The organism is Caballeronia sp. INML1, assembly GCF_023631085.1.
Taxonomy (GTDB): Bacteria; Pseudomonadota; Gammaproteobacteria; order Burkholderiales; family Burkholderiaceae; genus Caballeronia; species Caballeronia turbans.
In genome coordinates this window covers 16,338-41,298 of sequence record NZ_JALQDT010000038.1, presented here as the reverse complement: position 1 = coordinate 41,298, position 24,961 = coordinate 16,338, and the positions used below count along the sequence as shown (strand labels likewise).

Genomic DNA, 24,961 nt, shown 5'->3' with positions numbered 1-24,961 from the left:
CGGAGAAGGCTGATCGATGGCCGCATTGAATCTCAAAGGCGTAAAGAAAACGTACGACGGCTCCAACTACGTGCTGCACGGCATCGACGTAGCCGTGGACGATGGCGAGTTCGTCGTGATGGTCGGCCCGTCCGGCTGCGGAAAATCGACGCTGCTGCGCATGGTCGCGGGACTCGAAAGCGTGTCGCACGGCACGATCGAGATCGGCGGCAAAGTCGTGAACAAGCTGGAGCCGAAGGATCGCGATATTGCGATGGTCTTTCAGAATTACGCACTTTATCCGCACATGAGCGTCGCGCAGAATATGGCGTATGCGCTGAAGATCGGCGGCGCGGACAGAAAGACCATCGAATCGCGCGTGGCCAATGCGGCGCGCATCCTGGAGCTCGAACATTTGCTCGCGCGCAAGCCGCGTGAACTGTCGGGCGGTCAGCGGCAACGCGTCGCGATGGGTCGTGCGATCGTGCGCGAACCGGCGGTGTTTCTCTTCGACGAACCGCTTTCGAATCTCGACGCGAAACTGCGCGTGCAGATGCGTCTCGAGATTCAACGGCTGCACGCGCGCCTCGCGACCACGAGCCTGTACGTCACGCACGATCAGATCGAAGCCATGACGCTCGCGCAGCGCGTCATCGTCATGAACAAGGGGCACGCTGAACAGATCGGCGCCCCGACCGACGTGTACGAGCGTCCGGCAACGGTATTCGTCGCGAGCTTCATCGGCTCGCCGGCGATGAATCTGCTCGAAGGCCGTCTGTCCGAAGACGGATCGACCTTCGATGTTGCGGGCGACGGGCCGAAGCTGCCGGTCGCGGGCGCGAGCAGCGTGACAAGCGCAATGTATGGGCGCGAGTGGATCGTCGGCATTCGTCCGGAGCACATGACGCCCGGCAACCACGACGCGCCGGGCGCGACGCTCGACGTCGATTCGGCCGAACTGCTCGGCGCGGACAATCTCGCGCACGGCAAGTGGGGCAAGCACGACGTGGCGGCGCGCTTGCCGCATGAACATCGTCCGCAGCGCGGCGAGCGGCTGAGGGTGTCGTTGCCCGCGCGGCATCTGCATTTCTTCGATGCGGCGGCGGGACTGCGCGCCAATTGAATGGAGCATATGCGATGAGAACCTGGCCCTATCCCGCGATCGTCGCGCATCGGGGCGGCGGCAAGCTCGCGCCGGAGAACACGCTCGAAGCGATCGACGTGGGCGCGCGCTTCGGTCACAAGATGATCGAATTCGACGCGAAGCTCTCCGCTGACGATGTCGTCTTCCTGCTGCACGACGACGCGGTAGACCGCACGTCGAACGGGCGCGGCGCGGCGAAAGCGATGTCTTACGCAGAACTGCGCGCGCTCGATGCGGGCACCTGGTTCAGTGCGGAGTTCGCCAACGCGCGCATGCCGACGCTTGCGCAAGTGCACGAACGATGCGCGAAACATGGGCTTGCGGTGAACATCGAGATCAAGCCGAGTCAGGGGCGGGACGTGGAAACAGGCGTGCTCGTCGCACGCGAGGCAGCGCGGTTATGGGCGGATGCCGAACCCGCGCCGCTGTTGTCATCGTTTTCATATGCGGCGCTCGAAGCCGCGCGCGATGTCGCGCCGAATCTTCCTCGGGGCATGCTGTACGAACATGTTCCGGAGAACTGGCGCGCGCAGACGGCGGCGCTGTCGTGCGTGTCGCTGCATGTGAATCATCGCGCACTCGACGAGACGCTCGTCACGGAAATCAAGGATGCAGGCTTGCGCATCCTCGCTTATACAGTGAACGAGCCGGCGCGCGCGCGCCTGCTTGCGCAATGGGGAGTCGATGCGATCTGCACAGACCGCATCGACATCATTGGCGCGGATTTTCTGGAAACGTCGGCCGATTGAAGCGTCAGCGCGCCCGCGCGAGCAACACGCCCGCGACCAGCGCCAGTCCGCCGACGAGCGCGATAGTCTGCCAGGGCTTTTCGTGAAGGTAGGCGTCCGCGTCTCCGAGCGCCGCGCCGGCGCGCTCGCGTAGTGCTGCGTGGGTATCGTTAAGGCGTGCGCGGGCGCTGTCGAGGCGCTCGCCGATCTGCGCGCGCAGCGCAGCCGCATCGGCCGATGTGCCTTGGGCCAAAGTGCTTTCAAGCTCGCTGAGCAGCGCGCGGAGTTCGGAGCCGATGTCCTCGGCCGCTTCACGGCCGTGTCGCGCCATGCGGCGTGCGCGGCGGCTCGTGGTGCTCCATGAATCTCCGATGGCGTCTCGCGTGTTAGGCAGTGCGTTCATAGATCGCTCCGATGGATGAATCGTGGACGGCCCGCCGAGGTGGCGGGGAAAATCCATAATGCAGCAAATTCGATGCCGGTGCTTCGACATTGCGCAACGCCTCGGTAAGCGCGACCGCGACATATTCGATGTGCGTGCGGACGCGTAAGAAGTGCGAGCGCTTCCTTCTTGCGGAGGTCACATTTACAAGTGCGTGCAAAAAGAAAATGCCGGCACGAGTTAATCATGCCGGCATTTTCTTTGTTTTCGCAGTCGCGCTTTTACGGTCGTTACATGCCCGTGCGCAGTTTGACTTTAGAAGCGATAGCCAACGCGCAAATATGTGACGATCGGGTTGAGCGTGATTTTTGCCTGCGACTGCACGTTGAGCGTGCCGACAGGCGTTTGAGCCTGTGTGTTCAGCTTCGCCGTGGCCTTCAAAGGGATGAACGACACGGAAAATCCGGCGAACCAGTGTTCTGTGAAATTGTAAGTCGCACCGACGTTAAACACGGGCGCCCAAGAACTATCCGTGTCGACCGTGGTCGGACCATGCAGTACCGAGCCTTCGAATTGCTGGTTCGTGATCTGAGCGTCGGTGAACCAGGTCCGCGTTACACCAAGGCCCACGAACGGACGGAACTTCGCCGTAGGTGCGTTGAAGAAGTATTTGAACAGCAGCGTCGGGCTCCACTGCTTCGCGCTGCCGAGCTTGCCGTACTGCGAGAAGGTGCCTGTGCCTTCAAGATCGAACGTGGGCGGCACGCCCATTTCGAGTTCGGCCGCGATGTGGTCGGTGGCGAAGTAGCCCAATGTGAAGCCGGCCGTGTCAGCGCTCGAGATGCCGGCGCCGGTGCCGGGAACATCGATATTGACCGGAGATCCGCCTACACTTGTTTCTTTGAGCGGACCACTGCTGTCTTGCGGGGCAAAGTGAAACCAGCCTGCTGTTGCATAGAAGGATCCAGCAGATTGCGCATGTGCCGCGGTGGACACACATGCTAATGCCGCAATCCCCGTGATGACTTGTTTTATTTTCAATTTGTGCTCCTCCGAAAAAGCACGCTCATTATGAACACAACATTTCACATAAACCATAGCGATGCCGTAGAGCATTTTCCCTAGGGCAAAGAGCGGCTTTGGGGCCTCGTTGCACGGCACTTGCATGCGTTTGTCCGCGCCACCGTAACGGCTCCGAAAGGCCCCCGATCGGGGTATCACAAATGCGACCAACGGAATATCCAGAATGGCACGGCTTGCACGACTCTACGTTCCCGAACAGCCGCAGCATGTCATCCTGCGTGGTCTCGACCAGCAACCCGCCTTCGTCGACGACCAGGACTACGAGCTCTTCATCGACTGCTTGAGGACTGCTTCACGTGATCATCACCTCTCCATCCATGCCTATGCGCTGATGCCGCAAGCGGTGCATCTGCTTGTCACGCCACGCGACGAGTCCAGCTTGCCCAAAGCGATGCAAGCAGTCGGACGTCGTTACGTCGCGCACTTCAATCGCCGTTACACGCGACGCGGCACGCTTTGGGAAGGGCGCTATCGTGCCACGGTCATCGAGGGCGAACGTTACTTTTTGCTCGCCACGCGCGTCGTCGAAATGGCGCCCGTGCGCGCGCAACTGGTCGCGGCCCCGCAGGACTACAAGTGGTCCAGCTTCCGTCATCATGTCGGGCTTACACTGGACGGCCTGATTACCGACCATCCGCTCTTCTGGTCGCTCGGCAACACGCCGTTCGAACGCCAGCACGCCTACAAAGAACTGTGCGAACAATCGCTCGACGAGCGCGAAGCCAATCGTCTTCTGCAAGCGACACTCAAAGGCTGGGTACTGGGCAGCGATGCCTATCGCGAATGGGCGTCGCATGCAGCCAACCGTCGGGTGTCGCCGCTGCCGCGCGGACGTCCGCGAAAGATCCGCGAAACCCCACAGCCCCAATAACGGCCTTGGGCGGCACACGTGAAGCTGAAAAATGAAACGGCGTCTCGATTTTTCGAGCTTCGCCGTTTCTTTTTGATGCCGGATGATATGCCCCTAATATATTGGGGCGTCTTTGCACCATAGCGATAATTGGTGTCACATCATCACGTTTTATTTGCCATCTTTTTGATTCGTCGCGTATATTTCGATTTCCGGCAATTGCCGCGGTGCAGCGTGCCGCGCATGACCGTGCTTCGTGACACATCCAGTTGAAAAAACGGTCGCGAGCGACAAGAAAATGGTTCAACGGCCGAGTCGGCCCCTCACAGTAGAGACGGTGTCCCCATGAACGATCATCAGCAACCGGCAGCCGGTTCGCTTCCCGCCGCGCAGGGCATGTACGACCCTGCGAACGAGCATGACGCCTGTGGCGTCGGCTTCGTCGCCCATATCAAGGGGAAAAAGAGCCACGAGATCATTCAGCAGGGTCTCAAGATTCTCGAAAATCTCGATCACCGCGGCGCGGTCGGCGCCGATCCGCTGATGGGCGACGGCGCCGGCATCCTGATCCAGGTGCCGGACGGTTTCTATCGCGAAGAAATGGCCAAGCAGGGCGTAACGTTGCCGCCGGCTGGCGAATACGGCGTCGGCATGATTTTTCTGCCGAAGGAGCATGCGTCGCGTCTCGCGTGCGAGCAGGAGCTCGAGCGCACGGTGAAGGCCGAAGGCCAGGTGGTGCTGGGCTGGCGTGACGTGCCCGTCGATTCCAACATGCCGATTTCGCCGACCGTGAAGGCGAGCGAGCCGCTGATCCGCCAGATTTTCATCGGCCGCGGCAAGGACATCGTCGTGACGGACGCGCTCGAGCGCAAGCTGTACATCATCCGCAAGACGGCGAGCCATCGCATTCAGGCGCTCAAGCTCAAGCACGGCAAGGAATATTTCGTGCCGTCGATGTCGTCGCGCACCGTCGTCTACAAAGGTCTTCTGCTGGCGGGTCAGGTCGGCGTGTACTACCGCGACCTGCAGGACGAGCGTGTCGTGTCGGCGCTCGCACTCGTGCACCAGCGCTTCTCGACCAACACGTTCCCTGCGTGGGAACTGGCGCACCCGTACCGGATGATCGCGCACAACGGTGAAATCAACACCGTGAAGGGCAACGTCAACTGGCTGAACGCGCGCACCGGCGCGATCGCGTCCTACGTGCTCGGCGACGACTTGCCGAAGCTCTGGCCGCTGATCTATCCGGGCCAGTCGGACACGGCGTCGTTCGACAACTGTCTCGAACTGCTCGTGATGGCCGGCTACCCGCTCGTCCACGCAATGATGATGATGATCCCGGAAGCCTGGGAACAGCACACGCTGATGGACGACAACCGTCGCGCGTTCTACGAATATCACGCCGCGATGATGGAGCCGTGGGACGGCCCGGCCGCGATCGCGTTCACGGACGGCCGCCAGATCGGCGCTACGCTCGACCGTAACGGCCTGCGTCCGGCGCGCTATCTCGTCACCGACGACGACCTCGTGATCCTCGCGTCGGAATCCGGCGTGCTGCCCATTCCCGAATCGAAGATCGTCAAGAAGTGGCGTCTGCAGCCGGGCAAGATGTTCCTGATCGACATGGAGCAGGGCCGCATCATCGAGGACAAGGAACTGAAGGACAACCTGTCCAACGCGAAGCCGTACAAGAGCTGGATCGACGCCGTGCGCATCAAGCTCGACGAGATCGAGCCGAAGGCCGAAGACGTCGAAACGCAACGCCGCGAAGCCGCCGCGCTGCTCGATCGTCAGCAGGCGTTCGGCTACACGCAGGAAGACCTCAAGTTCCTGATGGCGCCGATGGCGCAGTCGGGCGAAGAGGCCGTGGGCTCGATGGGCAACGACTCGCCGCTCGCGGTCATGTCGAACAAGAACAAGACGCTCTACAACTATTTCAAGCAGTTGTTCGCGCAAGTGACGAACCCGCCGATCGATCCGATCCGCGAGAACCTCGTCATGTCGCTCAACTCGTTCATCGGTCCGAAGCCGAACCTGCTCGACACGACCAACATCAATCCGACGATGCGTCTCGAAGTGTCGCAGCCCGTGCTCGACTTCAAGGACATCGCGAAGATCCGCGCGATCGACAAATACACCGGCGGCAAGTTCAGCTCGTACGAACTGAACATCTGCTATCCGGTGGCGTGGGGCAAGGAAGGTATCGAGGCACGCATCGCGTCGCTGTGCGCGGAAGCGGTCGATGCCGTGAAGTCCGGCTACAACATTCTGATCGTGTCCGATCGCAAGATGGACCGTGACAACGTCGCCATCCCGGCGCTGCTCGCCACCTCGGCGATTCACTCGCATCTCGTCGCGCACGGTCTGCGCACGAGCACGGGTCTCGTCGTGGAAACGGGCTCGGCGCGCGAGACGCATCACTTCGCGCTGCTCGCGGGCTACGGCGCGGAAGCCGTTCACCCGTACCTCGCGCTCGAAACGCTCGCCAACATGGCCGAAGGCCTGAAGGGCGATCTTTCGGCCGACAAGGTCATCTACAACTTCACGAAGGCGGTCGGCAAGGGCCTGTTGAAGGTCATGTCGAAGATGGGCATTTCGACGTACATGTCCTACACCGGCGCGCAGATCTTCGAAGGCGTCGGCCTGTCGACGGAGTTGGTCGAGAAGTACTTCAAGGGCACGGCGACGAAGGTCGGCGGCATCGGCCTTTTCGAAGTGGCGGAAGAGGCGATCCACCTGCATCGCGACGCATTCGGCGACAACCCGGTCCTCGCGACCATGCTCGACGCGGGCGGCGAGTATGCGTACCGCGTGCGCGGCGAAGAGCACATGTGGACGCCGGACGCGATCGCCAAGCTGCAGCATTCGGCCCGCAGCAACTCGTATCAGACGTACAAGGAATACGCGCACATCATCAACGACCAGACGAAGCGTCACATGACGTTCCGTGGCCTGTTCGAGTTCAAGGTCGAGCCGTCGAAGGCGATTCCGCTCGACGAAGTCGAATCGGCGAAGGACATCGTCAAGCGCTTCGCAACGGGCGCGATGTCGCTCGGCTCGATCAGCACGGAAGCGCACGCCACGCTCGCTGTCGCGATGAACCGCATCGGCGGCAAGTCGAACACGGGCGAAGGCGGCGAGGACGAAACGCGTTATCGCAACGAACTGCGCGGCATTCCGATCAAGAACGGCGACACGCTGCAATCGATCATCGGCAAGGAAGTCATCACCGACATCCCGCTGAAGGACGGCGATTCGCTGCGCTCGAAGATCAAGCAGGTCGCGTCGGGCCGGTTTGGCGTGACGGCGGAATATCTGTCGTCGGCGGACCAGATCCAGATCAAGATGGCGCAGGGCGCGAAGCCGGGCGAAGGCGGTCAGCTTCCGGGCCACAAGGTGTCCGATTACATCGGCAAGCTGCGGTATTCGGTGCCGGGCGTCGGCCTGATTTCGCCGCCGCCGCACCACGACATCTATTCGATCGAAGACCTCGCGCAACTGATTCACGATCTGAAGAACGTGAACTCGTCGTCGAGCATTTCGGTGAAGCTGGTGTCGGAGGTCGGTGTCGGCACGGTTGCCGCCGGTGTGGCGAAAGCGAAGGCGGATCACGTCGTGATCGCGGGTCACGACGGCGGCACGGGCGCATCGCCGTTGTCGTCGCTGAAGCACGCGGGCACGCCGTGGGAACTCGGCCTCGCCGAAACGCAGCAGACGCTCGTGCTGAACCGGCTGCGCGGACGCATCCGCGTGCAGGCCGACGGCCAGATGAAGACCGGCCGCGACGTCGTGATCGGCGCGCTGCTCGGCGCGGACGAGTTCGGCTTCGCGACGGCGCCGCTCGTCGTCGAAGGCTGCATCATGATGCGCAAGTGCCATCTGAACACGTGCCCGGTCGGCGTCGCGACGCAGGATCCGGTGCTGCGCGCAAAGTTCTCAGGGCAGCCGGAGCACGTCGTCAACTTCTTCTTCTTCGTTGCGGAAGAAGTGCGCGAAATCATGGCGCAGTTCGGTATCCGCAAGTTCGACGATCTGATCGGCCGCGTCGATCTGCTCGATATGAAGAAGGGCATCGAACACTGGAAGGCGAAGGGTCTCGACTTCTCGCGCATCTTCTATCAGGTGCCGGTCGGTGAGGACGTCGCGCGCAAGCATGTCGACGTGCAGGATCATGGGCTCGACAAGGCGCTCGATCACGTGCTGATCGAGAAATCGAAGGCGGCGATCGAGAAGGGCGAGCATGTCTCGTTCATCCAGCCGGTGCGCAACGTGAACCGCACGGTCGGCGCGATGCTGTCCGGTCTCATCGCGAAGAAGCACGGTCACGACGGCCTGCCCGACGACTCGATCCACATCCAGTTGAAGGGCACGGCCGGCCAGAGCTTCGGCGCATTCCTTGCGAAGGGCGTCACGCTGGATCTCGTCGGCGACGGCAACGACTATGTCGGCAAGGGCCTGTCGGGCGGACGCATCATCATTCGCCCGACCAACGACTTCCGCGGCAAGTCCGAGGAAAACATCATCTGCGGCAACACGGTGATGTACGGCGCGATCGAAGGCGAATCGTATTTCCGCGGCGTGGCGGGCGAGCGCTTCTGCGTGCGCAACTCGGGCGCAACGGCGGTCGTCGAAGGCACGGGCGATCACGGCTGCGAATACATGACGGGCGGCACGGTGGTCGTGCTCGGCGAGACGGGCCGCAACTTCGCGGCGGGCATGTCTGGCGGCATCGCATTCGTGTACGACCCGGACGGCATGTTCGCGGGCAAGTGCAACAAGTCGATGGTCGCGCTCGATCCGGTGCTGCAGCAGGCCGAACAGGAGCGCACGGTGGATCGCGCGCTGTGGCACGGCGGCAAGACGGACGAAGCACTGCTCAAGGGCCTGATCGAGCGTCACTTCCAGTTCACCGGCTCGCCGCGTGCGAAGTCGCTGCTCGAGAACTGGGATTCGGCTCGCCGCCAGTTCGTCAAGGTGTTCCCGACCGAGTACAAGCGCGCGCTCACCGAGCTCGGCGCGAAAAAGTCGAAAGACGCCATCGCGGCTTGAAGCGGTTTTATATATAGAAGGCCTTCCCGATGCGAGCGCGTCGGGAAGCAGGTCCCTCACTGTACACAGAGAAAGAAATGGGCAAGGCAACCGGTTTTCTCGAATTCGAACGCCGCCACGAGGCATACGAAGCACCGCTGACCCGCGTCAAGCATTACAAGGAATTCGTCGCCGCACTGACGGATGAAGACGCCAAGATTCAAGGCGCGCGCTGCATGGATTGCGGCATCCCGTTCTGCAACAACGGCTGTCCGGTCAACAACATCATTCCGGATTTCAACGATCTCGTGTTCCAGCAGGACTGGAAGAGCGCGATCAACGTGCTGCACTCGACCAACAACTTCCCGGAGTTCACGGGCCGCATTTGTCCGGCGCCGTGCGAAGCGGCTTGCACGCTCGGCATCAATGACGATCCGGTCGGCATCAAGTCGATCGAGCACGCGATCATCGACAAGGCATTCGCCGAGGGCTGGGTCGTGCCGCAGCCGCCGAAGCACAAGACGGGCAAGAAGGTCGCGGTCGTCGGTTCGGGCCCCGCGGGCCTCGCGGCCGCGCAACAGCTCGGGCGCGCGGGGCACGAAGTGGTCGTGTTCGAGAAGAACGATCGCATCGGCGGTCTGTTGCGTTACGGCATCCCCGACTTCAAGCTGGAGAAGTGGCTGATCGACCGCCGCATGCGTCAGATGGAGGCGGAGGGCGTGTCGTTCCGCACGAACGTGTTCATCGGTCGTGATCCGTTGCCGGCGTACATCGGCAACACGGCGAAGGAAACGATCACGCCGGACGAGCTAAAGGAACAGTTCGACGCGGTCGTGATCGCGGGCGGCTCGGAAACGCCGCGCGATTTGCCGGTGCCGGGTCGCGAGCTGGAAGGCATCTACTATGCAATGGAATTCCTGCCGCAGCAGAACAAGGTCAACGCCGGCGACAAGCTGACGGATCAACTGCTGGCGAAGGGCAAGCATGTGGTCGTGATCGGCGGCGGCGATACGGGTTCCGACTGTGTGGGCACGTCGAATCGTCACGGCGCAAAGAGCGTGGCGCAGTTCGAACTGCTCGCGCAGCCGCCCGAGGAAGAGAACAAGCCGCTCGTCTGGCCGTATTGGCCGATCAAGCTGCGCACGTCGTCGTCGCATGAGGAAGGTTGCGATCGCGACTGGTCCGTGGCGACGAAGCGCTTCGAAGGCAAGAACGGCAAGGTCGAGAAGCTGATCGCGGTGCGCGTCGAGTGGAAGGGCGGCAAGATGCAGGAAGTGCCGAATTCCGAATTCGAACTGAAGGCCGATCTCGTGCTGCTCGCGATGGGCTTTACGCAGCCGGTTTCGCCGGTGCTGGAGGCGTTCGGCGTCGAGAAGGATGCGCGCGGGAATGTGCGTGCCGCAACCGAAGGCGACAAGGCGTATTACACATCGGCGGACAAGGTGTTCACGGCGGGTGACATGCGCCGTGGTCAGTCACTGGTCGTCTGGGCGATTCGCGAAGGACGTCAGTGCGCGCGATCGGTCGATGCGTATCTGATGGGGTCGAGCGAGTTGCCGCGATAAGGCGCCGGGCATCGATGCGAAGGCCACGCGGTTGCGTGGCCTTTTTGTTTTGGCTGCGGCGCGGATCAAACCTCCGCCATCGCCCGCTCGATCTCGATCTTGTAGTCATGGAACATCGCCACCGACTCGCGATGCGCCACACTCAGAATCGCCGCCTTCGGCAGCCGCTCGACGAGCGTGTTGTAGATATGCAGTTCGTTCTCGGCGTCGAGCGCGCTGGTCGCTTCATCGAGGAACACGAAGTCGGGCTTGTGGAGCAGTACGCGCGCCGCGGCGAGACGCTGCTGCTCGCCCGGCGACAGGCTCCGCGCCCAGTGCGCGCTTTCGTCCAGCCGATCCGCATAAGCTTCGAGATTGCACATGCGCAGCACTTCGCGCGATTCGTCGTCGCTGAAGGTGCCGCCGGGCGACGGATACGAAAGCGCCGCACGCAGCGTCCCGATCGGCAGATAGCTCATCTGCGGGATGAACATCATCTTTGCGTCGACGGGCGCGTCGATCGTGCCGTCGCCGAACGGCCACAAGCCCGCCAGCGCGCGCATCAACGTGCTCTTGCCCGATCCCGACGGCCCGACGACGAGCCAGCGCGAGCCCGGCTCGATCGACACGTTCGCCACGCGCGAGAGCGGCGTACCGTTGGGAAGCGCGAGCATGAGGCCGTTCGTCGTGAGCGACGGCGTGCTCGTGTAGTGCAGGTTAATGCCCCCGTGCTCCGTCGCCGGCGACGTTTCCTCGCGGATATGCGTCGAGCGCATCACGCGCTTGAATTCGCGCAGACGGTTGACGGTGGCGCGCCATTCGACCAACGTCGAATAACTGTTGATGAACCATGAAAACGAATCGCTGACCGTGCCGAACGCCGATGAAATCTGCATCAGCACGCCGAACGAAAACGCGCCCGCGAAGTAGCGCGGCGCGGCGACCATGATCGGAAAGATGATCGCGATCTGTCCGTAGAAGCTCAACACGAAAGTCATGCGCTTCGTGTACTTCATGATGAGCCACCAGTTGTCGCGGATGCGCTGGAAGATGGTCTTTGCGTTGGCGGTTTCGGTGGAGATGCCATCGTAGAACGCGATCTGCTCGGCGTTTTCGCGCACGCGAATCAGCCCGAAGCGAAAATCCGCTTCGACTTTCTGCTGCTGATAGTTGATCGACACGAGCGGATGCCCGACCTTCTGGATGATCAGCGAACCGAGAATCGCGTAGAGCGCGGCGGCCCACACCATGTAGCCGGGAATCGTGACCGGTGTGGCGCCGAGCGAGAAGGTGAGCGCGCCCGCGATGGTCCAGAGAATCGTGATGAAGGTAACGAGTGTGACGAGCGTCGAAAGCAGGTCGAGGGACAGCGAAAGCGTGGTGGTGGCGAAGGACTGCAGGTCGTCGGAAATACGCTGGTCGGGGTTGTCGGCGAGGCGATCGCGCTCGATGCGATAGAACGCCTTGTCGCCGAGCCATTGCTCCAGAAACCTGTTGGTGAGCCACTGCCGCCAGCGAAACGCGAGCATCTGCCGCAGATAACGCCCATACACCGCGAGCAGGATGTACGCGAACGCGAGGCCCGTGAAGATCAGCAGCAGATGAGGAAAGTCCCTGACGTTCTTGTTCTGCAGCGCGTTATAGAAGTCGGCGTTCCAGCTATTGAGCCGGACATTGATCCACACGACCGTCATGTTGATCGCGATGATCGCGACGAGCAGACCCCACGCGACACCGCGCTCCTCGGAAACCCAGTACGGCTTGATGAGGCTCCACGCCGAGACTTCGTCGGCCTTCTGCTGTGTGCTTTCGGTACGAATGTTGGTCATGAGCTTCCTGCTGATGCGCCCCGGGGCGCCCGATTGTTACGTCCGCGGCCAGGTCGCGCGCGCTTTTTCCGGCCCCGCGAATTGTTCCGGGATTGTCTTAACGTCCGCTTAATTTCGCGCGATCGTGCGGCGAACCGTGTTCGCGGCATTGTGCCAGAGTGCCGGCGCGGGCGATAAAAGGCGGGCAATCCCGGTTTGCAGCGCCTTCGCCTTTCATGTTTTAATGATCCTCGACGAAACAGGGGTGCTTCGCGCGCATCGGCGGCCGGAACGGTCGGCAGCGCGGCGAGGCTGAGAGAGACCCTTTGCACCCGATCCGGGTAATACCGGCGAGGGAAGTTTCCGGAGAACGCGCGAGTCACGCGCCATTCCTCCAGTCTCTTCCAGTATTTTCTTTCCGCCCGGCACGTTTCATCCATGCCGAGCCGGTCTCTCCGCTGATTTCGTCCTTGTGATGCGGCGCCGCGCCCGCACGGTCGAGATCGCGTACTTCGTCTCCTCGTACAGTGCAGCGTCGCGCCCTTTGGAGACAGCGAATTGAACAGGATCGAACAGGGCGCACCGCGCCGGGAGGATTTCGCCGTCGTCGGCGGCGGGCTCGTCGGGCGGCTCATCGCCTGGCAACTCGCTGGCGCGGGCCATGACGTCGCGCTCTACGAACGCGGCGACGCAGCGGGCACGCAGTCGGCTGCGTGGGTCGCCGCCGCGATGCTAGCGCCGCTCGCCGAGGCGGCGAGCGCGGAGCCGCTCGTCGTCGGGCTCGGGGCGGCGTCGCTCGAACGCTGGCCGCGTCTCATCGCGCAATTGCCCGAGCCGGTCTTCTTTCAGCGCAACGGAACGCTCGTCGTCTGGCACGGCGCGGATCGCGCGGAGGCGCCGCTGTTCGAGCGCCGCTTGCGCGCCAATTCGCCCGCCGACTTGCTCGATGGCGGGTTCGTCAAGCTCGCGGGCGCGCAGGTCGCGCAAGCCGAACCGGCACTGGGAACGCGCTTCGCGCAGGGCTGGCTGCTGCCGAACGAGGGTCAGCTGGATAACCGGCAGGCCTTGAGCGTGCTCGCGGCCGGCCTCACGGCGCGCGGCGTGCGCACATACTGGAACACGCCGGTCGACGCCATGCCCGACGCCCGCTGGATCATCGATTGCCGCGGCTTGGGCGCAAAACCCGCGTGGCCCGCACTGCGCGGCATCCGGGGCGAAGTCGCGCGCGTGCATGCGCCGGGCATTGGGCTTTCGCGGCCCGTGCGGTTGCTGCATCCGCGCTATCCGCTCTATATCGCGCCCAAGGAGAACGATCTGTACGTGATCGGCGCGACGGAAGTGGAAGGAGAAGACATGTCGCCCGTAAGCGTGCGCTCGGCGCTGGAACTGCTGAGCGCCGCTTTCGCCGTGCATCCGGGCTTCGGCGAGGCGCGCATCCTTGAACTGAATTCGCATTGCCGGCCGACCTTGCCGGATCATCGGCCGGCCATCGTCTGGGACGGGGCGCGGACCGTGCGCGTGAACGGCCTGTACCGCCACGGCTTCATGATCGCGCCCGAAGTCGCGGATGTGGCGAGCTGTCTAGCGGAGGCGCTCGTTTCTGGCGACGTCGCCGATGCCGGGACCTTCGCCGATTTCCGCGGCGCCGCGCGCTGGCCCGAGCTGCTGCACGGCGCGTTCTCGGTCGCGCCCGCGCTGTCGCATTGAGCAAGAGACCAAAGCCATGAACATCCATATCAATCAGCGCGTCTTCGATTTGCCCGACGACGTCACCGTCACTCAAGCGCTCGCCGCATTCGGCGCGAAGCCGCCATTCGCAGTCGCCTTGAACGGCCAGTTCGTGGCGCGCGGCGAGCACGCCACGAAAACGCTCGCCGCCGGCGACAAGCTCGATGTCGTGTCGCCCGTCGCGGGCGGCTGAACTCCGAACCGAAGGATCGAATCATGACCATCTCCACCGCCGACGTTCTCACGCTCTACGGCGAGACCTTTCCGAGCCGCGTGCTGCTCGGCACCTCGCGTTATCCGTCGCTGCAATCGCTTTCCGACTCCATCGACGCCGCTCGGCCAGGCATGGTCACGGTCGCGTTGCGCCGCCAGTCGGAAACGGGCGAAGCCGGCTTTTTCGATGTTTTGAAGCGCCACGGCGTCGCACTGCTTCCCAACACGGCCGGCTGCCAGAGCGTCGACGAGGTGCTCACGACCGCCCGCATGGCGCGCGAAGTCTTCGAAACGCCCTGGATCAAGCTGGAGCTGATCGGCGACGATTACACGCTGCAGCCCGATCCGATCGGCCTCGTCGAAGCGGCGGCGAAGCTGATTCGAGAGGGCTTCAAGGTGCTGCCGTATTGCACGGAGGACCTGGTGATCGGCCGGCGTCTGCTCGATGCGGGCTGCGAGGCGCTGATGCCGTGGGGCGCGCCGATCGGCACCGGTAAGGGCGTCACCAATCCGTACGGGCTGCGCACGCTGCGCGAGCGGCTGCCGGATGTGCCGCTGATCGTCGATGCCGGTCTCGGTGTGCCGTCGCACGCCTGCCAGGTGATGGAATGGGGCTTCGACGGCGTGCTGCTCAATACGGCCGTATCGCAGGCGACTTTCCCGCCGCAGATGGCGCGAGCCTTCGCGCTCGGCGTCGAAGCGGGACGCACGGCATTCCTCGCCGGGCCGATGGCCGAGCGCGACAGCGCGCAGGCGAGCACGCCGGTCGTCGGCATGCCGTTCTGGCATCAGGACGGAGGCGCGGCATGAGCTTGCTGAATCACGAAGTTTTCTGGCCGCCCGCCGACGAGTTGATCGAAGTCGCCGAGCGGATTCGCGCGCGTCTCGGCGCATGGCCCGCGGCTGAAACGCGCTGGCGCATTTGCCTGACCGCGCCGGAATCGCCGAAGGCCGGCGATCTGATCGTTATCGAGGCGCACGACGCGGACGCCGCCCGGCTCGCAAAAAGCGGCGCAGCCGTGCTCGATGCACGCGAAGGGCGGGTCACGCTGTATCGCGGCGACGAACGCTTCGCGCTGGAAGGCGAATGGGCCGACGATTGGCTGGCCGCTCTGGCCGCTTTCCTCGATTGCAACTTCGAACCGCACGACGCGCTCACGCTCGCGCTCGCCTGGCGCGCGGGCGACGAGAACAAGGCCGACGCCTGGCCCGTCGATTTCGCGACGTTCCCGCGTGTCGCCGATCTGCCGGCGGCGCCCGAAGGCGGCTTTCCGGCTTGTCCTGATCGGCTCGGCCTGTATCCGGTGCTGCCGAGCGCGGACTGGGTCGAACGCGTGCTGGAGTTCGGCGTGCGCACCGCGCAATTGCGCCGCAAATCGACCAGTACCGACGACTTGCGGCGCGAAATCGCACGCTCGGTCGAGGCAGGGCGCCGGCATGATGCGCAACTTTTCATCAACGATCATTGGCGCGAAGCGATCGCCGCGGGCGCGTACGGTGTGCATCTCGGCCAGGAAGACGTGCAGACGGCCGATCTGAACGCGATCGCAAAGGCCGGCGTGCGACTCGGACTGTCGACGCACGGCTATTACGAGATGCTGCGCGCGCTGCATTTCAAGCCAAGCTATCTCGCGCTCGGCGCGGTTTTCCCGACCACGACCAAAGTCATGCCGACCAGGCCGCAAGGGCTCGCGCGGCTCAGACGCTACGTGCAGCTTCTCTCGGGGCGCGTACCGCTCGTTGCGATCGGCGGAATCGACGCCGGCGTGATGCCGGACGTCCTCGCAACGGGCGTCGGCAGCGCGGCGGTCGTGCGCGCGGTCACCGAGGCGCCGGACGCGGCAGGGGCGGTCTCGTCGTTGCAACAAATGTTTGCTGGTCAACGGTAAAGAATCCCAAAAGCGAAGGAGCGAGGACCTAGGCAAAGCACCGATTGCGCGCAGGCCCTATAATTCGGCCTCTTGCGTCAACGGAATCTCTTACCCAGTGCCTGCTTCTTCCGAGACTCTGCTAGAGCTGCGCGACGTCGATTTCGGCTACGGCGACCGGCTCGTACTGTCGAACCTGAACATGCGCTTCACGCGCGGTCAGGTGGTCGCGGTCATGGGCGGCTCAGGCTGCGGCAAAACCACGACCTTGCGTCTGGTCGGCGGCCTCGTGAAGGCGAGCCGCGGCCAGGTCATGTTCGACGGACAGGACGTCGGCGCGCAGACGCGCGATGGCCTTTACGCGCTGCGCCGAAAGATGGGCATGCTGTTCCAGTTCGGCGCGCTGTTCACCGACCAGACCGTGTTCGAGAACGTGGCGTTTCCGCTGCGCGAGCACACCGATCTGCCCGAAGCGCTGGTCCGCGATCTCGTGCTGATGAAGCTGAACGCAGTCGGTTTGCGCGGCGCGCGCGATCTCGCGCCGTCGGAAATTTCGGGCGGCATGGCGCGCCGCGTGGCGCTCGCCCGCGCGATCGCGCTGGACCCCCAGCTCATGATGTACGACGAGCCGTTCGCCGGCCTCGATCCCATCTCGCTCGGCATCACGGCGCAACTCATTCGCACGATCAACGACGCGCTCGGCGCAACGTCCATTCTCGTCACGCACGACGTGCCTGAATCGTTCGCCATCGCCGACTACGTGTATTTCATCGCGAACGGCGGCATTCACGCCGAAGGCACGCCGGCGGAACTGCGCGCTTCGCAGGACCCGACCGTGCGGCAGTTCATCGACGGCACGCCGGACGGCCCGTTCAAGTTTCACTACGCGAGCACGTCGCTCGCCGCGGATTTCGGCATCGGAGGGCAGGCATGATCAGCGCGCTCGGACGCTGGGTGCTCGACGGTTTCGGCACCGCAGGCTACGCGACGCGCATGTTCCTGCGCCTCGTGTTCGAATTTTTTTCGCTGTTGCGGCGCCCGCGCCTCGTTACGAAACAGATCCACTTCGTCGGTAATTATTCGCTCGTCATCATCGCGGTGTCGGGATTGTTCGTCGGCTTCGTGCTCGGCTTGCAGGGCTACTACACGCTGAGCCGCTATGGCTCGGAGCAGGCGCTCGGCCTGCTCGTTGCGCTGTCGCTCGTGCGCGAGCTCGGGCCGGTCGTCACGGCGCTGCTGTTCGCGGGGCGCGCGGGCACGTCGCTCACCGCCGAAATCGGGCTCATGAAGGCAGGCGAGCAGCTCACCGCGATGGAAATGATGGCCGTCGACCCGCTCAAGGTGGTCGTCGCGCCGCGCATGTGGGCGGGCATCATCGCCATGCCGGTGCTGGCCGCCATTTTCAGCGCGGTCGGCATTATCGGCGGCTACGTCGTCGGCGTAATGCTGATCGGCGTCGATCCGGGCGCCTTCTGGTCGCAGATGCAAGGCGGCGTGGACGTGTGGCGTGATGTCGGCAATGGCGTCATCAAGAGCATCGTGTTCGGCTTCGCGGTGACGTTCATCGCGCTGTTCCAGGGCTACGAGGCGAAACCGACGCCTGAAGGCGTGTCGCGCGCGACGACGAAAACCGTCGTGTACGCGTCGCTCGCCGTACTCGGGCTCGATTTCCTGCTGACCGCATTGATGTTCAGCTAATGGACCAAGCGCAGGCGCCGGGCACGGCGCGGGCGTTGTGAAGGGCACAGACCGTCACGCGCCATCTGCGAAAAGATTCTCTTTGGGAAGACGATGAAAAAGACTGCTCTCGACTTTTGGGTCGGCCTCTTCGTGGTGCTCGGTTTCGTGGCGCTGCTCTTTCTCGCGCTGAAGGCGGGCAACATGAGCTCCCTGTCGTTCCAGCCAACCTACGCGGTGAAACTCAAGTTCGACAACATCGGCGGGCTCAAGGCGCGCGCGCCGGTCAAAAGCGCGGGCGTGACGGTCGGGCGCGTCGGCGGCATCGGCTTCGACTCGAACACCTATCAGGCCGTCGTCACGATCGATATCGACAAGCAGTACCAGTTTCCGAAGGACTCGTCCGCGAAGATCCTGACCTCGGGTCTGCTCGGTGAGCAGTACATCGGCCTCGAGCCGGGCGGCGACGATCAAATGCTGAAGAACGGCGACACCATCACGATGACGCAATCGGCCGTGGTCCTCGAAAATCTGATCGGCCAGTTCCTCTACAACAAGGCGGCGGATTCCGGCGCCTCGAAATCGTCGGCGGCGCCGGCAGCGCCCGCGCCCGCACCGGCTTTCCCGGGCGCGGCGAGCGCAATGGGCGCATCGGGTGCCACTGGGGCGAACGCCGCTTCGGCACCGGCTCAATAAGGAGAACAGCATGCAGGCGATGGGGATGCGGCGCGCAATCATCGTGGCGGGCGCAATCGCGCTCGCCGGCTGCGCGACGGTGACGACGCCGACCAAAGGGGACCCGCTCGAGAGCTACAACCGGACAATGTTCAAGATCAACGATACCGTCGATCAGTATGCGTTGAAGCCGGTGGCGAAGGGTTACGTGTGGGCGGTGCCGGAGCCGGTGCGCAACAGCGTGACCAACTTCTTCTCGAATATCGGTGACGTCTACATCGCCGCGAATAATCTGCTGCAGTTGAAAGTTGCGGATGGCGTATCGGACATCATGCGCGTCGCGATCAATACGGTGTTCGGCGTCGGCGGCCTGTTCGACGTGGCGACCATCGCGAAGCTGCCGAAGCACGCGGGGGATTTCGGCCTCACGCTCGGCCACTATGGCGTGCCGGCCGGCCCGTATGTCGTGCTGCCGCTGCTCGGGCCGAGCACGGTGCGGGATTCCGCCGGTCTCGTCGTCGACTACTTCGGCAATCCGCTCACCTATGTGAGCCCGGATTCGGTGAGCTGGGCGCTCTATGGTGTGAACCTCATCAATGTGCGCGCGAATCTGCTGGGCGCGACCGACGTGCTCGCCGATGCCGCGCTCGACAAGTACTCGTTCGTGCGTAACGCTTATCTGCAACGTCGTCAGTATCTGATCTCAGGCGGCGAAAGCAATATGCCGGATTACGGTGAAGCGCCGCTGCCGAACTACAGCGATGAGGGCGCGGCCCCCGCGCAAGGCGCATCGGCCACAGCGGTTCCGGGCGCCGCCGCCCCTGCTTCGGGCACGGCCGCAGCGCCCACGCCCGCGAGCGGTACCAGCAACACGGTGCCGGGCAACCAGTATGTGCCACCATCCGGTTTCCCTTCATTCCGCTTGCGTTGAGCGGGGTTTTGCTAACGCGCGGTAACATATCTAACGACGTTTCTTACGCTTTCGATACCGCGCCGCCTGAACTCGGATCAGGCGGCGCGCTCAAACCGAAGCCTCAACTTTTGCAGGATCTGTGATGAAAAAACTTCTACTTCTTCCCCTCTTCGCGATGTTCCTAGCGGTCTGCGGCGTGGCCTCGGCACAGAGCGTCGATTCGAGCGCGCCCGACACGATGATCAAGACGGTGACGCAGCAGGTCCTCGACGAGATCAAGTCGGACCCGAAGATCCAATCGGGCGATATCAACAAGATCACCGAGCTTGTCAACCAGAAGATCCTGCCGTACACGGATTTCACGCGCACGACGCGCCTCGTGATGGGCCGCAACTGGAATTCGGCGACGCCGGAGCAGCAAAAGCAGATCGTCGAGCAGTTCAAGATGCTGCTGATCCGCACATACTCGGGCGCGCTCGCGCAGGTGCGCAACCAGACGGTGCAGTACAAGCCGTTCCGCGCGAATCCGGACGACACCGACGTCGTGGTCCGCTCGGTCGTGATGAACAACGGCTCGCCGGTCGAGCTCGACTATCGCCTGTACAAGACGGCGCAAGGCTGGCGCGTGTACGACATCAACGTGCTCGGCGCGTGGCTGATCCAGGCGTATCAACAGCAGTTCAACGAGCAGATCTCGCAGAACGGCGTGGGCGGTCTGCTGCAGTTCCTGACGCAGCGTAACCAGCAGCTCGCGAGCGGCAAGGCATCGTGAGCACGGCAGCTACAGGCGGCCGTTTCCAGACGGCCGCAACCCTGACCCACGAGAGCGCGAAGGCGGCGCTCGACTCGGGTCTGTCGCGCATCGCAGCAGGCGCGACCGAAGTCGATTGCGCGCCGCTTACGCAGTTCGACTCTTCCGCGCTCGCCGTGCTGCTTGCATGGCAGCGCGCCGCGACCGCGCGCGGCGCCGCGTTGGGCGTCGTCAATCTTCCTTCCGGGCTCGTGAGTCTCGCGCGAGCCTACGGCGTCGATACGCTCCTCTCGTTCCGACATTGATCCTGTTCTGACTTTCATGCAGAACGCGGCAGCGCGCTTCGCTGCCGCAATCAGGATCGCTCCGAAGTCGGCCCCAGCCGCTTTGCCCTATAATCAAACGTTTTTTTCGGGCCCCAACCCGGCCCTTTTTGGTCCAAGCCCGGGTCCGTGAAGCGAAAATCCGCACACTCGAGGCGCGGCCGCGCGCGGCGCGCGCACTGTCTAAATGTCAGCCATAGAAATCCGAAACGTCAGGAAGCGCTACAAGGATCTCCAGGCGCTCAAAGGCGTGAGCCTCACGGTGGAAGAGGGCGAGTTCTTCGGCTTGCTCGGCCCCAACGGCGCGGGCAAAACCACGTTGATCAGCATTCTGGCCGGTCTGGCGCGCGCCGATAGCGGCACGATCTCCGTGCGCGGCCACGATGTCGTCAGCGACTTCCGGGCGGCGCGGCGCGCGCTCGGCGTCGTGCCGCAGGAACTGGTGTTCGATCCGTTCTTCACCGTGCGCGAGTCGCTCCGGATTCAGTCGGGCTATTTCGGCTTGCGCAACAACGACGACTGGATCGACGAGGTCATGGCCAATCTCGATCTCACCGAGAAAGCCGACGTCAATACGCGCGCGCTGTCGGGTGGGATGAAGCGCCGTGTGCTCGTCGCGCAGGCGCTCGTGCATCGTCCGCCCGTGATCGTGCTCGATGAGCCCACCGCCGGCGTCGATGTGGAGTTGCGCCAGACGCTCTGGAAGTTCATTTCGCGCCTGAATCGCGAAGGTCACACCATCGTTCTGACGACGCACTATCTCGAAGAAGCCGAATCGCTGTGCCACCGGCTCGCGATGCTTCGTCGCGGTGAAGTCGTCGCGCTCGAACGCACGAGCACGCTGTTACAGCGTTTCTCGGGCCTGCAGTTGTATCTGCGGCTCTCGAACGGAGCGTTGCCCGCCGACTTGCGCGCGCTCGAAGTCGATCCGCACGCGGTGTCGGGCGCGCAGCACTTGCTGCGCCTCGCGAGCTACGACGACGTCGAGCCGATTCTCGCGAAATGCCGCGCGGCAGGCTGCACGTTCGATGAAATCGAAGTGCGCAAGGCCGATCTGGAAGACGTGTTCGTGCAGGTGATGAACGAGCCGGAAGTGATCGAGGGGCTTTCATGAGCGGTTTCCAGACGTTGTTCTACAAGGAGCTGCTGCGCTTCTGGAAGGTTTCGTTTCAGACCGTCCTCGCGCCGGTCGTTACGGCGCTGCTGTATCTGACCATCTTCGGCCACGCGCTGTCGGGGCACGTTCAGGTGTATCCCGGCGTCGGCTACACGAGCTTTCTCGTGCCCGGCCTCGTCATGATGAGCGTGCTTCAGAACGCGTTCGCGAACAGTTCTTCGTCGCTGATCCAGTCGAAGATCACCGGCAATCTCGTGTTCGTGCTGCTGCCGCCGATCGCGCATTGGGAGATGTTCTTCGCGTATGTGCTGGCATCGGTCGTGCGCGGACTGTGCGTGGGCTTCGGCGTGTTCATCGTGACGATATGGTTCATCCCGATGTCTTTTTCCGCGCCGTTCTACATCATTGCGTTCGCGATCCTCGGTTCGGGCATTCTCGGCACGCTGGGTTTGATCGCGGGCATCTGGGCCGACAAGTTCGATCAGTTGGCCGCGTTTCAGAACTTCCTGATCATGCCGCTCACGTTTCTTTCCGGCGTGTTCTACTCGACACATACGCTGCCGCCGCTGTGGCGCGCGGTGTCGCATCTGAATCCGTTTTTCTACATGATCGACGGCTTTCGCTACGGCTTCTTCGGCCTCTCCGACGTGAATCCGCTGGTGAGTCTCGGCATCGTCGGCGGATTCCTGGCCGTGCTGGCGCTGATCGCCGTGCGATTGCTCGCGAGCGGCTACAAGCTGCGTCACTAATTCAAGGAGACTTCCATGTTGCCGACTCCGGAGCAGGTGAAGGACTACATCGCTGGCGGCTTGTCCTGCCAGCATCTCGAAGTGGAAGGCGACGGCCAGCACTTTTTCGCGACCATCGTGAGCGATGCGTTCGTCGGCAAGCGGCTGATCGCGCGTCATCAACTGGTTTATGCGGCGCTCGGCGAGCGCATGCGCGAGGAGATTCATGCGCTGAGCATGAAGACCCTTACCCCCGACGAGTGGAAATCGGCCTGAGTCCACCCGGCGAAGCCAATCAGGTCACACGACTCAACTTACGTAACACCGGCATCACCGGCAGACAAAGGCAGTAAAGAGTGCGATTCATTCAAGATAACCGCGGCGCCGAAAACGGCTCCGCAGCAGGAAGCTCGGTCGAAGGACAAGCAATGGATAAATTGGTCATCACGGGGGGCGCGAAGCTCTCTGGCGAAATCACCGTATCGGGCGCGAAGAACGCGGCTTTGCCCATTCTTTGCGCAAGCCTTCTCACCGCCGACGACGTCCATCTGTCGAACGTGCCGAATCTCCAGGACGTGCGAACGATGATCAAGCTGCTGCGCCAGATGGGCGTGCAGTCGGAAGTCTCGGGCGACGGTCGCGTGAGCCTCAATGCATCGACAGTCGACAAGCTGATCGCGCCGTACGAAATGGTCAAGACGATGCGCGCGTCGATTCTCGTGCTCGGGCCGCTCGTCGCGCGCTTCGGCGAGGCGAAGGTGTCGCTGCCCGGGGGCTGCGCGATCGGCGCGCGTCCGGTCGATCAGCACATCAAGGGCCTGCAGGCGATGGGCGCCGAGATCAACATCGAGCACGGTTTCATCGAAGCGCGCGCGAAGCGTCTGAAGGGCGCGCGCATCATTACCGACATGATTACCGTCACCGGCACCGAAAATCTGCTGATGGCGGCGGTGCTGGCCGAAGGCGAGACGGTGATCGAAAACGCGGCGCGCGAGCCGGAAGTGAGCGACCTCGCGCATCTGCTCGTGAAGATGGGCGCGAAGATCGACGGCATCGGCACTGATCGTCTGGTGATTCAGGGCGTCGACAGGCTGCATGGCGCAAAGCATGACGTCGTGCCGGATCGCATCGAGGCCGGCACGTTCCTGTGCGCGGTCGCGGCCGCGGGCGGCGATGTCACCTTGCGCCGCGTGAGCCCGCACCTGCTGGACGCCGTGACGGCCAAGCTGCGCGAAGCGGGCGTCAGCATCGAGGAAGGCGACGACTGGATGCGCGTGCGCATGGACAAGCGCGCCGGCGCGGTGAATATCCGCACGTCGGAATATCCCGCGTTCCCGACTGACATGCAGGCTCAGTTCATGGCGCTCAACACGATCGCGAACGGCACGTCGCAAGTGGTCGAGACGATCTTCGAGAACCGGTTCATGCACGTGCAGGAACTGAACCGCCTGGGCGCGAACATCACGATCGACGGCAATACGGCGCTCGTCAGCGGCGTCGAGCAACTCTCCGGCGCGAAAGTGATGGCAACCGATCTGCGCGCGTCCGCGAGTCTCGTGATCGCTGCGTTGTGCGCGGACGGCGAAACGCTGATCGACCGCATCTACCATCTGGATCGCGGCTACGACCGCATGGAATCGAAACTGACGGCGGTCGGCGCGAACGTGCGCCGCATCAAGGGCGGCGGGAGCGAGCAATGAGCTCGCTGCCGCAGACGTCGTCGTCGGTGGAGCCGAGCGCGCCCCTCACGCTCGCGCTGTCGAAAGGGCGTATCTTCGAGGAAACGCTGCCGCTGCTCGCCGCCGCCGGCGTGCAGGTGGCCGAAGATCCGGAGAGTTCGCGCAAGCTGATCCTGCCGACCACGAACCCGAATCTGCGCGTGATCATCGTGCGCGCGACCGATGTGCCGACCTATGTCGAATACGGGGCGGCCGATTTCGGCGTCGCGGGCAAGGATGTGCTGATCGAGCACGGCGGCAGCGGCCTGTATCAGCCGATCGATCTGGACATAGCGCGTTGCCGGATGTCGGTGGCCGTGAAGGCGGGCTTCGATTACGCGAGCGCGGTGCGCCAGGGCGCGCGTTTGCGCGTCGCGACGAAGTACACCGAGACCGCGCGTCAGCATTTCGCGGCGAAGGGCGTCCACGTCGATCTGATCAAGCTGTACGGCTCGATGGAGCTCGCGCCGCTCGTCGGGCTCGCGGATGCGATCGTCGATCTGGTCAGTTCGGGCGGCACGCTGCGGGCGAACAATCTCGTCGAGGTCGAAGAGATCATGCAGATTTCATCGCGCCTCGTCGTGAACCAGGCGGCGCTCAAGCTGAAGCGCGCGGCGCTCAAGCCGTTCCTCGACGCCTTCGAGCGCGCCACCGTCGCAACAGGAAATTAGGCGAGCCGCAGGCCGCGGCGCGCCACCAGCAAA

At 63.3% G+C, this 24,961-nt stretch carries 23 protein-coding genes and 1 riboswitch; of the genes, 20 read left to right on the top strand and 3 right to left on the bottom strand.

Features of this window, described 5'->3' with window-relative positions; all coding sequences use genetic code 11:
- Nucleotides 1–16: 16 nt before the first annotated feature.
- The gene (locus NCR38_RS12190) at nt 17–1,102 is read left to right on the top strand and encodes a sn-glycerol-3-phosphate import ATP-binding protein UgpC (RefSeq protein WP_250477157.1); all 1,086 of its coding nucleotides are present in this window, start codon (nt 17–19) and stop codon (nt 1,100–1,102) included.
- Nucleotides 1,103–1,116: 14 nt separating this feature from the next.
- Nucleotides 1,117–1,872: a glycerophosphodiester phosphodiesterase gene (gene ugpQ / locus NCR38_RS12185; RefSeq protein ID WP_061120196.1), complete on the top strand. Its 756-nt coding sequence runs from the start codon at nt 1,117–1,119 to the stop codon at nt 1,870–1,872.
- A 4-nt stretch (nt 1,873–1,876) separates the two neighbouring features.
- Here the strand turns inward: ugpQ and NCR38_RS12180 are convergent, their stop codons facing one another.
- Nucleotides 1,877–2,254, bottom strand: a complete 378-nt coding sequence (locus NCR38_RS12180; protein WP_061120195.1) for a YqjD family protein — start codon at nt 2,252–2,254, stop codon at nt 1,877–1,879.
- Between the two features lie 294 nt (nt 2,255–2,548).
- Nucleotides 2,549–3,274, bottom strand: coding sequence for an OmpW family protein (locus NCR38_RS12175; protein ID WP_061120194.1), 726 nt, complete (start codon nt 3,272–3,274; stop codon nt 2,549–2,551).
- A 205-nt stretch (nt 3,275–3,479) separates the two neighbouring features.
- On the opposite strand from NCR38_RS12175, the gene NCR38_RS12170 reads away from it, so the two are divergent.
- The 3 genes from NCR38_RS12170 (at nt 3,480) to NCR38_RS12160 (ending at nt 10,759) form a co-directional block, all read left to right on the top strand.
- On the top strand, nt 3,480–4,187 hold the full coding sequence (locus tag NCR38_RS12170) for a transposase (protein ID WP_061120193.1): 708 nt from the start codon (nt 3,480–3,482) through the stop codon (nt 4,185–4,187).
- Between the two features lie 324 nt (nt 4,188–4,511).
- A complete protein-coding gene (locus NCR38_RS12165) occupies nt 4,512–9,215 on the top strand; it encodes a glutamate synthase-related protein (protein ID WP_250477156.1) in 4,704 nt (1,567 codons plus the stop codon).
- Nucleotides 9,216–9,292: 77 nt separating this feature from the next.
- On the top strand, nt 9,293–10,759 hold the full coding sequence (locus NCR38_RS12160; RefSeq protein WP_061120191.1) for a glutamate synthase subunit beta: 1,467 nt from the start codon (nt 9,293–9,295) through the stop codon (nt 10,757–10,759).
- Between the two features lie 65 nt (nt 10,760–10,824).
- On the opposite strand, the gene NCR38_RS12155 is transcribed toward NCR38_RS12160, so the two are convergent.
- Nucleotides 10,825–12,567 carry an ABC transporter ATP-binding protein/permease gene (locus NCR38_RS12155; RefSeq protein WP_250477155.1) on the bottom strand — a complete coding sequence of 581 codons (1,743 nt, stop codon included), beginning with the start codon at nt 12,565–12,567 and terminating at the stop codon, nt 10,825–10,827.
- Between the two features lie 230 nt (nt 12,568–12,797).
- Nucleotides 12,798–12,922, top strand: a riboswitch (TPP riboswitch).
- A 182-nt stretch (nt 12,923–13,104) separates the two neighbouring features.
- Here NCR38_RS12155 and NCR38_RS12150 point away from each other — a divergent pair.
- The 15 genes from NCR38_RS12150 (at nt 13,105) to hisG (ending at nt 24,928) form a co-directional block, all read left to right on the top strand.
- Nucleotides 13,105–14,253, top strand: coding sequence for an FAD-dependent oxidoreductase (locus NCR38_RS12150; protein ID WP_250477154.1), 1,149 nt, complete (start codon nt 13,105–13,107; stop codon nt 14,251–14,253).
- A 16-nt stretch (nt 14,254–14,269) separates the two neighbouring features.
- On the top strand, nt 14,270–14,467 hold the full coding sequence (thiS, locus tag NCR38_RS12145; RefSeq protein WP_061120188.1) for a sulfur carrier protein ThiS: 198 nt from the start codon (nt 14,270–14,272) through the stop codon (nt 14,465–14,467).
- 23 nt (nt 14,468–14,490) lie between these two features.
- Nucleotides 14,491–15,297, top strand: a complete 807-nt coding sequence (locus NCR38_RS12140; RefSeq protein WP_250477153.1) for a thiazole synthase — start codon at nt 14,491–14,493, stop codon at nt 15,295–15,297.
- Entirely contained in the window at nt 15,294–16,376 is a 1,083-nt protein-coding gene (gene thiE, locus NCR38_RS12135; protein ID WP_250477152.1) for a thiamine phosphate synthase, read from the top strand. The genes NCR38_RS12140 and thiE overlap by 4 nt, the downstream gene beginning before the upstream one ends.
- Nucleotides 16,377–16,473: 97 nt before the next feature.
- Nucleotides 16,474–17,289: an ABC transporter ATP-binding protein gene (locus tag NCR38_RS12130; RefSeq protein WP_061120186.1), complete on the top strand. Its 816-nt coding sequence runs from the start codon at nt 16,474–16,476 to the stop codon at nt 17,287–17,289.
- The gene (mlaE, locus tag NCR38_RS12125) at nt 17,286–18,053 is read left to right on the top strand and encodes a lipid asymmetry maintenance ABC transporter permease subunit MlaE (protein ID WP_061120185.1); all 768 of its coding nucleotides are present in this window, start codon (nt 17,286–17,288) and stop codon (nt 18,051–18,053) included. Before NCR38_RS12130 ends, mlaE begins: the two co-directional genes overlap by 4 nt.
- 93 nt (nt 18,054–18,146) lie before the next feature.
- Nucleotides 18,147–18,728: an outer membrane lipid asymmetry maintenance protein MlaD gene (mlaD, locus tag NCR38_RS12120; RefSeq protein WP_061120184.1), complete on the top strand. Its 582-nt coding sequence runs from the start codon at nt 18,147–18,149 to the stop codon at nt 18,726–18,728.
- Nucleotides 18,729–18,738: 10 nt separating this feature from the next.
- Nucleotides 18,739–19,638 carry a VacJ family lipoprotein gene (locus NCR38_RS12115; RefSeq protein WP_250477151.1) on the top strand — a complete coding sequence of 300 codons (900 nt, stop codon included), beginning with the start codon at nt 18,739–18,741 and terminating at the stop codon, nt 19,636–19,638.
- Nucleotides 19,639–19,762: 124 nt separating this feature from the next.
- Complete coding sequence (locus tag NCR38_RS12110; protein ID WP_061120182.1) at nt 19,763–20,392, top strand: phospholipid-binding protein MlaC; 630 nt, start codon at nt 19,763–19,765, stop codon at nt 20,390–20,392.
- On the top strand, nt 20,389–20,676 hold the full coding sequence (locus tag NCR38_RS12105; protein ID WP_250477150.1) for an STAS domain-containing protein: 288 nt from the start codon (nt 20,389–20,391) through the stop codon (nt 20,674–20,676). The genes NCR38_RS12110 and NCR38_RS12105 overlap by 4 nt, the downstream gene beginning before the upstream one ends.
- A gap of 205 nt (nt 20,677–20,881) precedes the next feature.
- Nucleotides 20,882–21,808 carry an ABC transporter ATP-binding protein gene (locus NCR38_RS12100; RefSeq protein ID WP_061120180.1) on the top strand — a complete coding sequence of 309 codons (927 nt, stop codon included), beginning with the start codon at nt 20,882–20,884 and terminating at the stop codon, nt 21,806–21,808.
- Complete coding sequence (locus NCR38_RS12095) at nt 21,805–22,560, top strand: ABC transporter permease (RefSeq protein WP_035506654.1); 756 nt, start codon at nt 21,805–21,807, stop codon at nt 22,558–22,560. The genes NCR38_RS12100 and NCR38_RS12095 overlap by 4 nt, the downstream gene beginning before the upstream one ends.
- A 15-nt stretch (nt 22,561–22,575) precedes the next feature.
- Nucleotides 22,576–22,815 carry a BolA family protein gene (locus tag NCR38_RS12090; RefSeq protein ID WP_035506651.1) on the top strand — a complete coding sequence of 80 codons (240 nt, stop codon included), beginning with the start codon at nt 22,576–22,578 and terminating at the stop codon, nt 22,813–22,815.
- A 152-nt stretch (nt 22,816–22,967) separates the two neighbouring features.
- Nucleotides 22,968–24,239 (top strand): UDP-N-acetylglucosamine 1-carboxyvinyltransferase, encoded by a 1,272-nt coding sequence (gene murA, locus NCR38_RS12085; RefSeq protein ID WP_250477149.1) that lies wholly within the window; start codon nt 22,968–22,970, stop codon nt 24,237–24,239.
- Nucleotides 24,236–24,928, top strand: a complete 693-nt coding sequence (gene hisG / locus NCR38_RS12080; RefSeq protein WP_061120179.1) for an ATP phosphoribosyltransferase — start codon at nt 24,236–24,238, stop codon at nt 24,926–24,928. Before murA ends, hisG begins: the two co-directional genes overlap by 4 nt.
- Nucleotides 24,929–24,961: the final 33 nt, after the last annotated feature.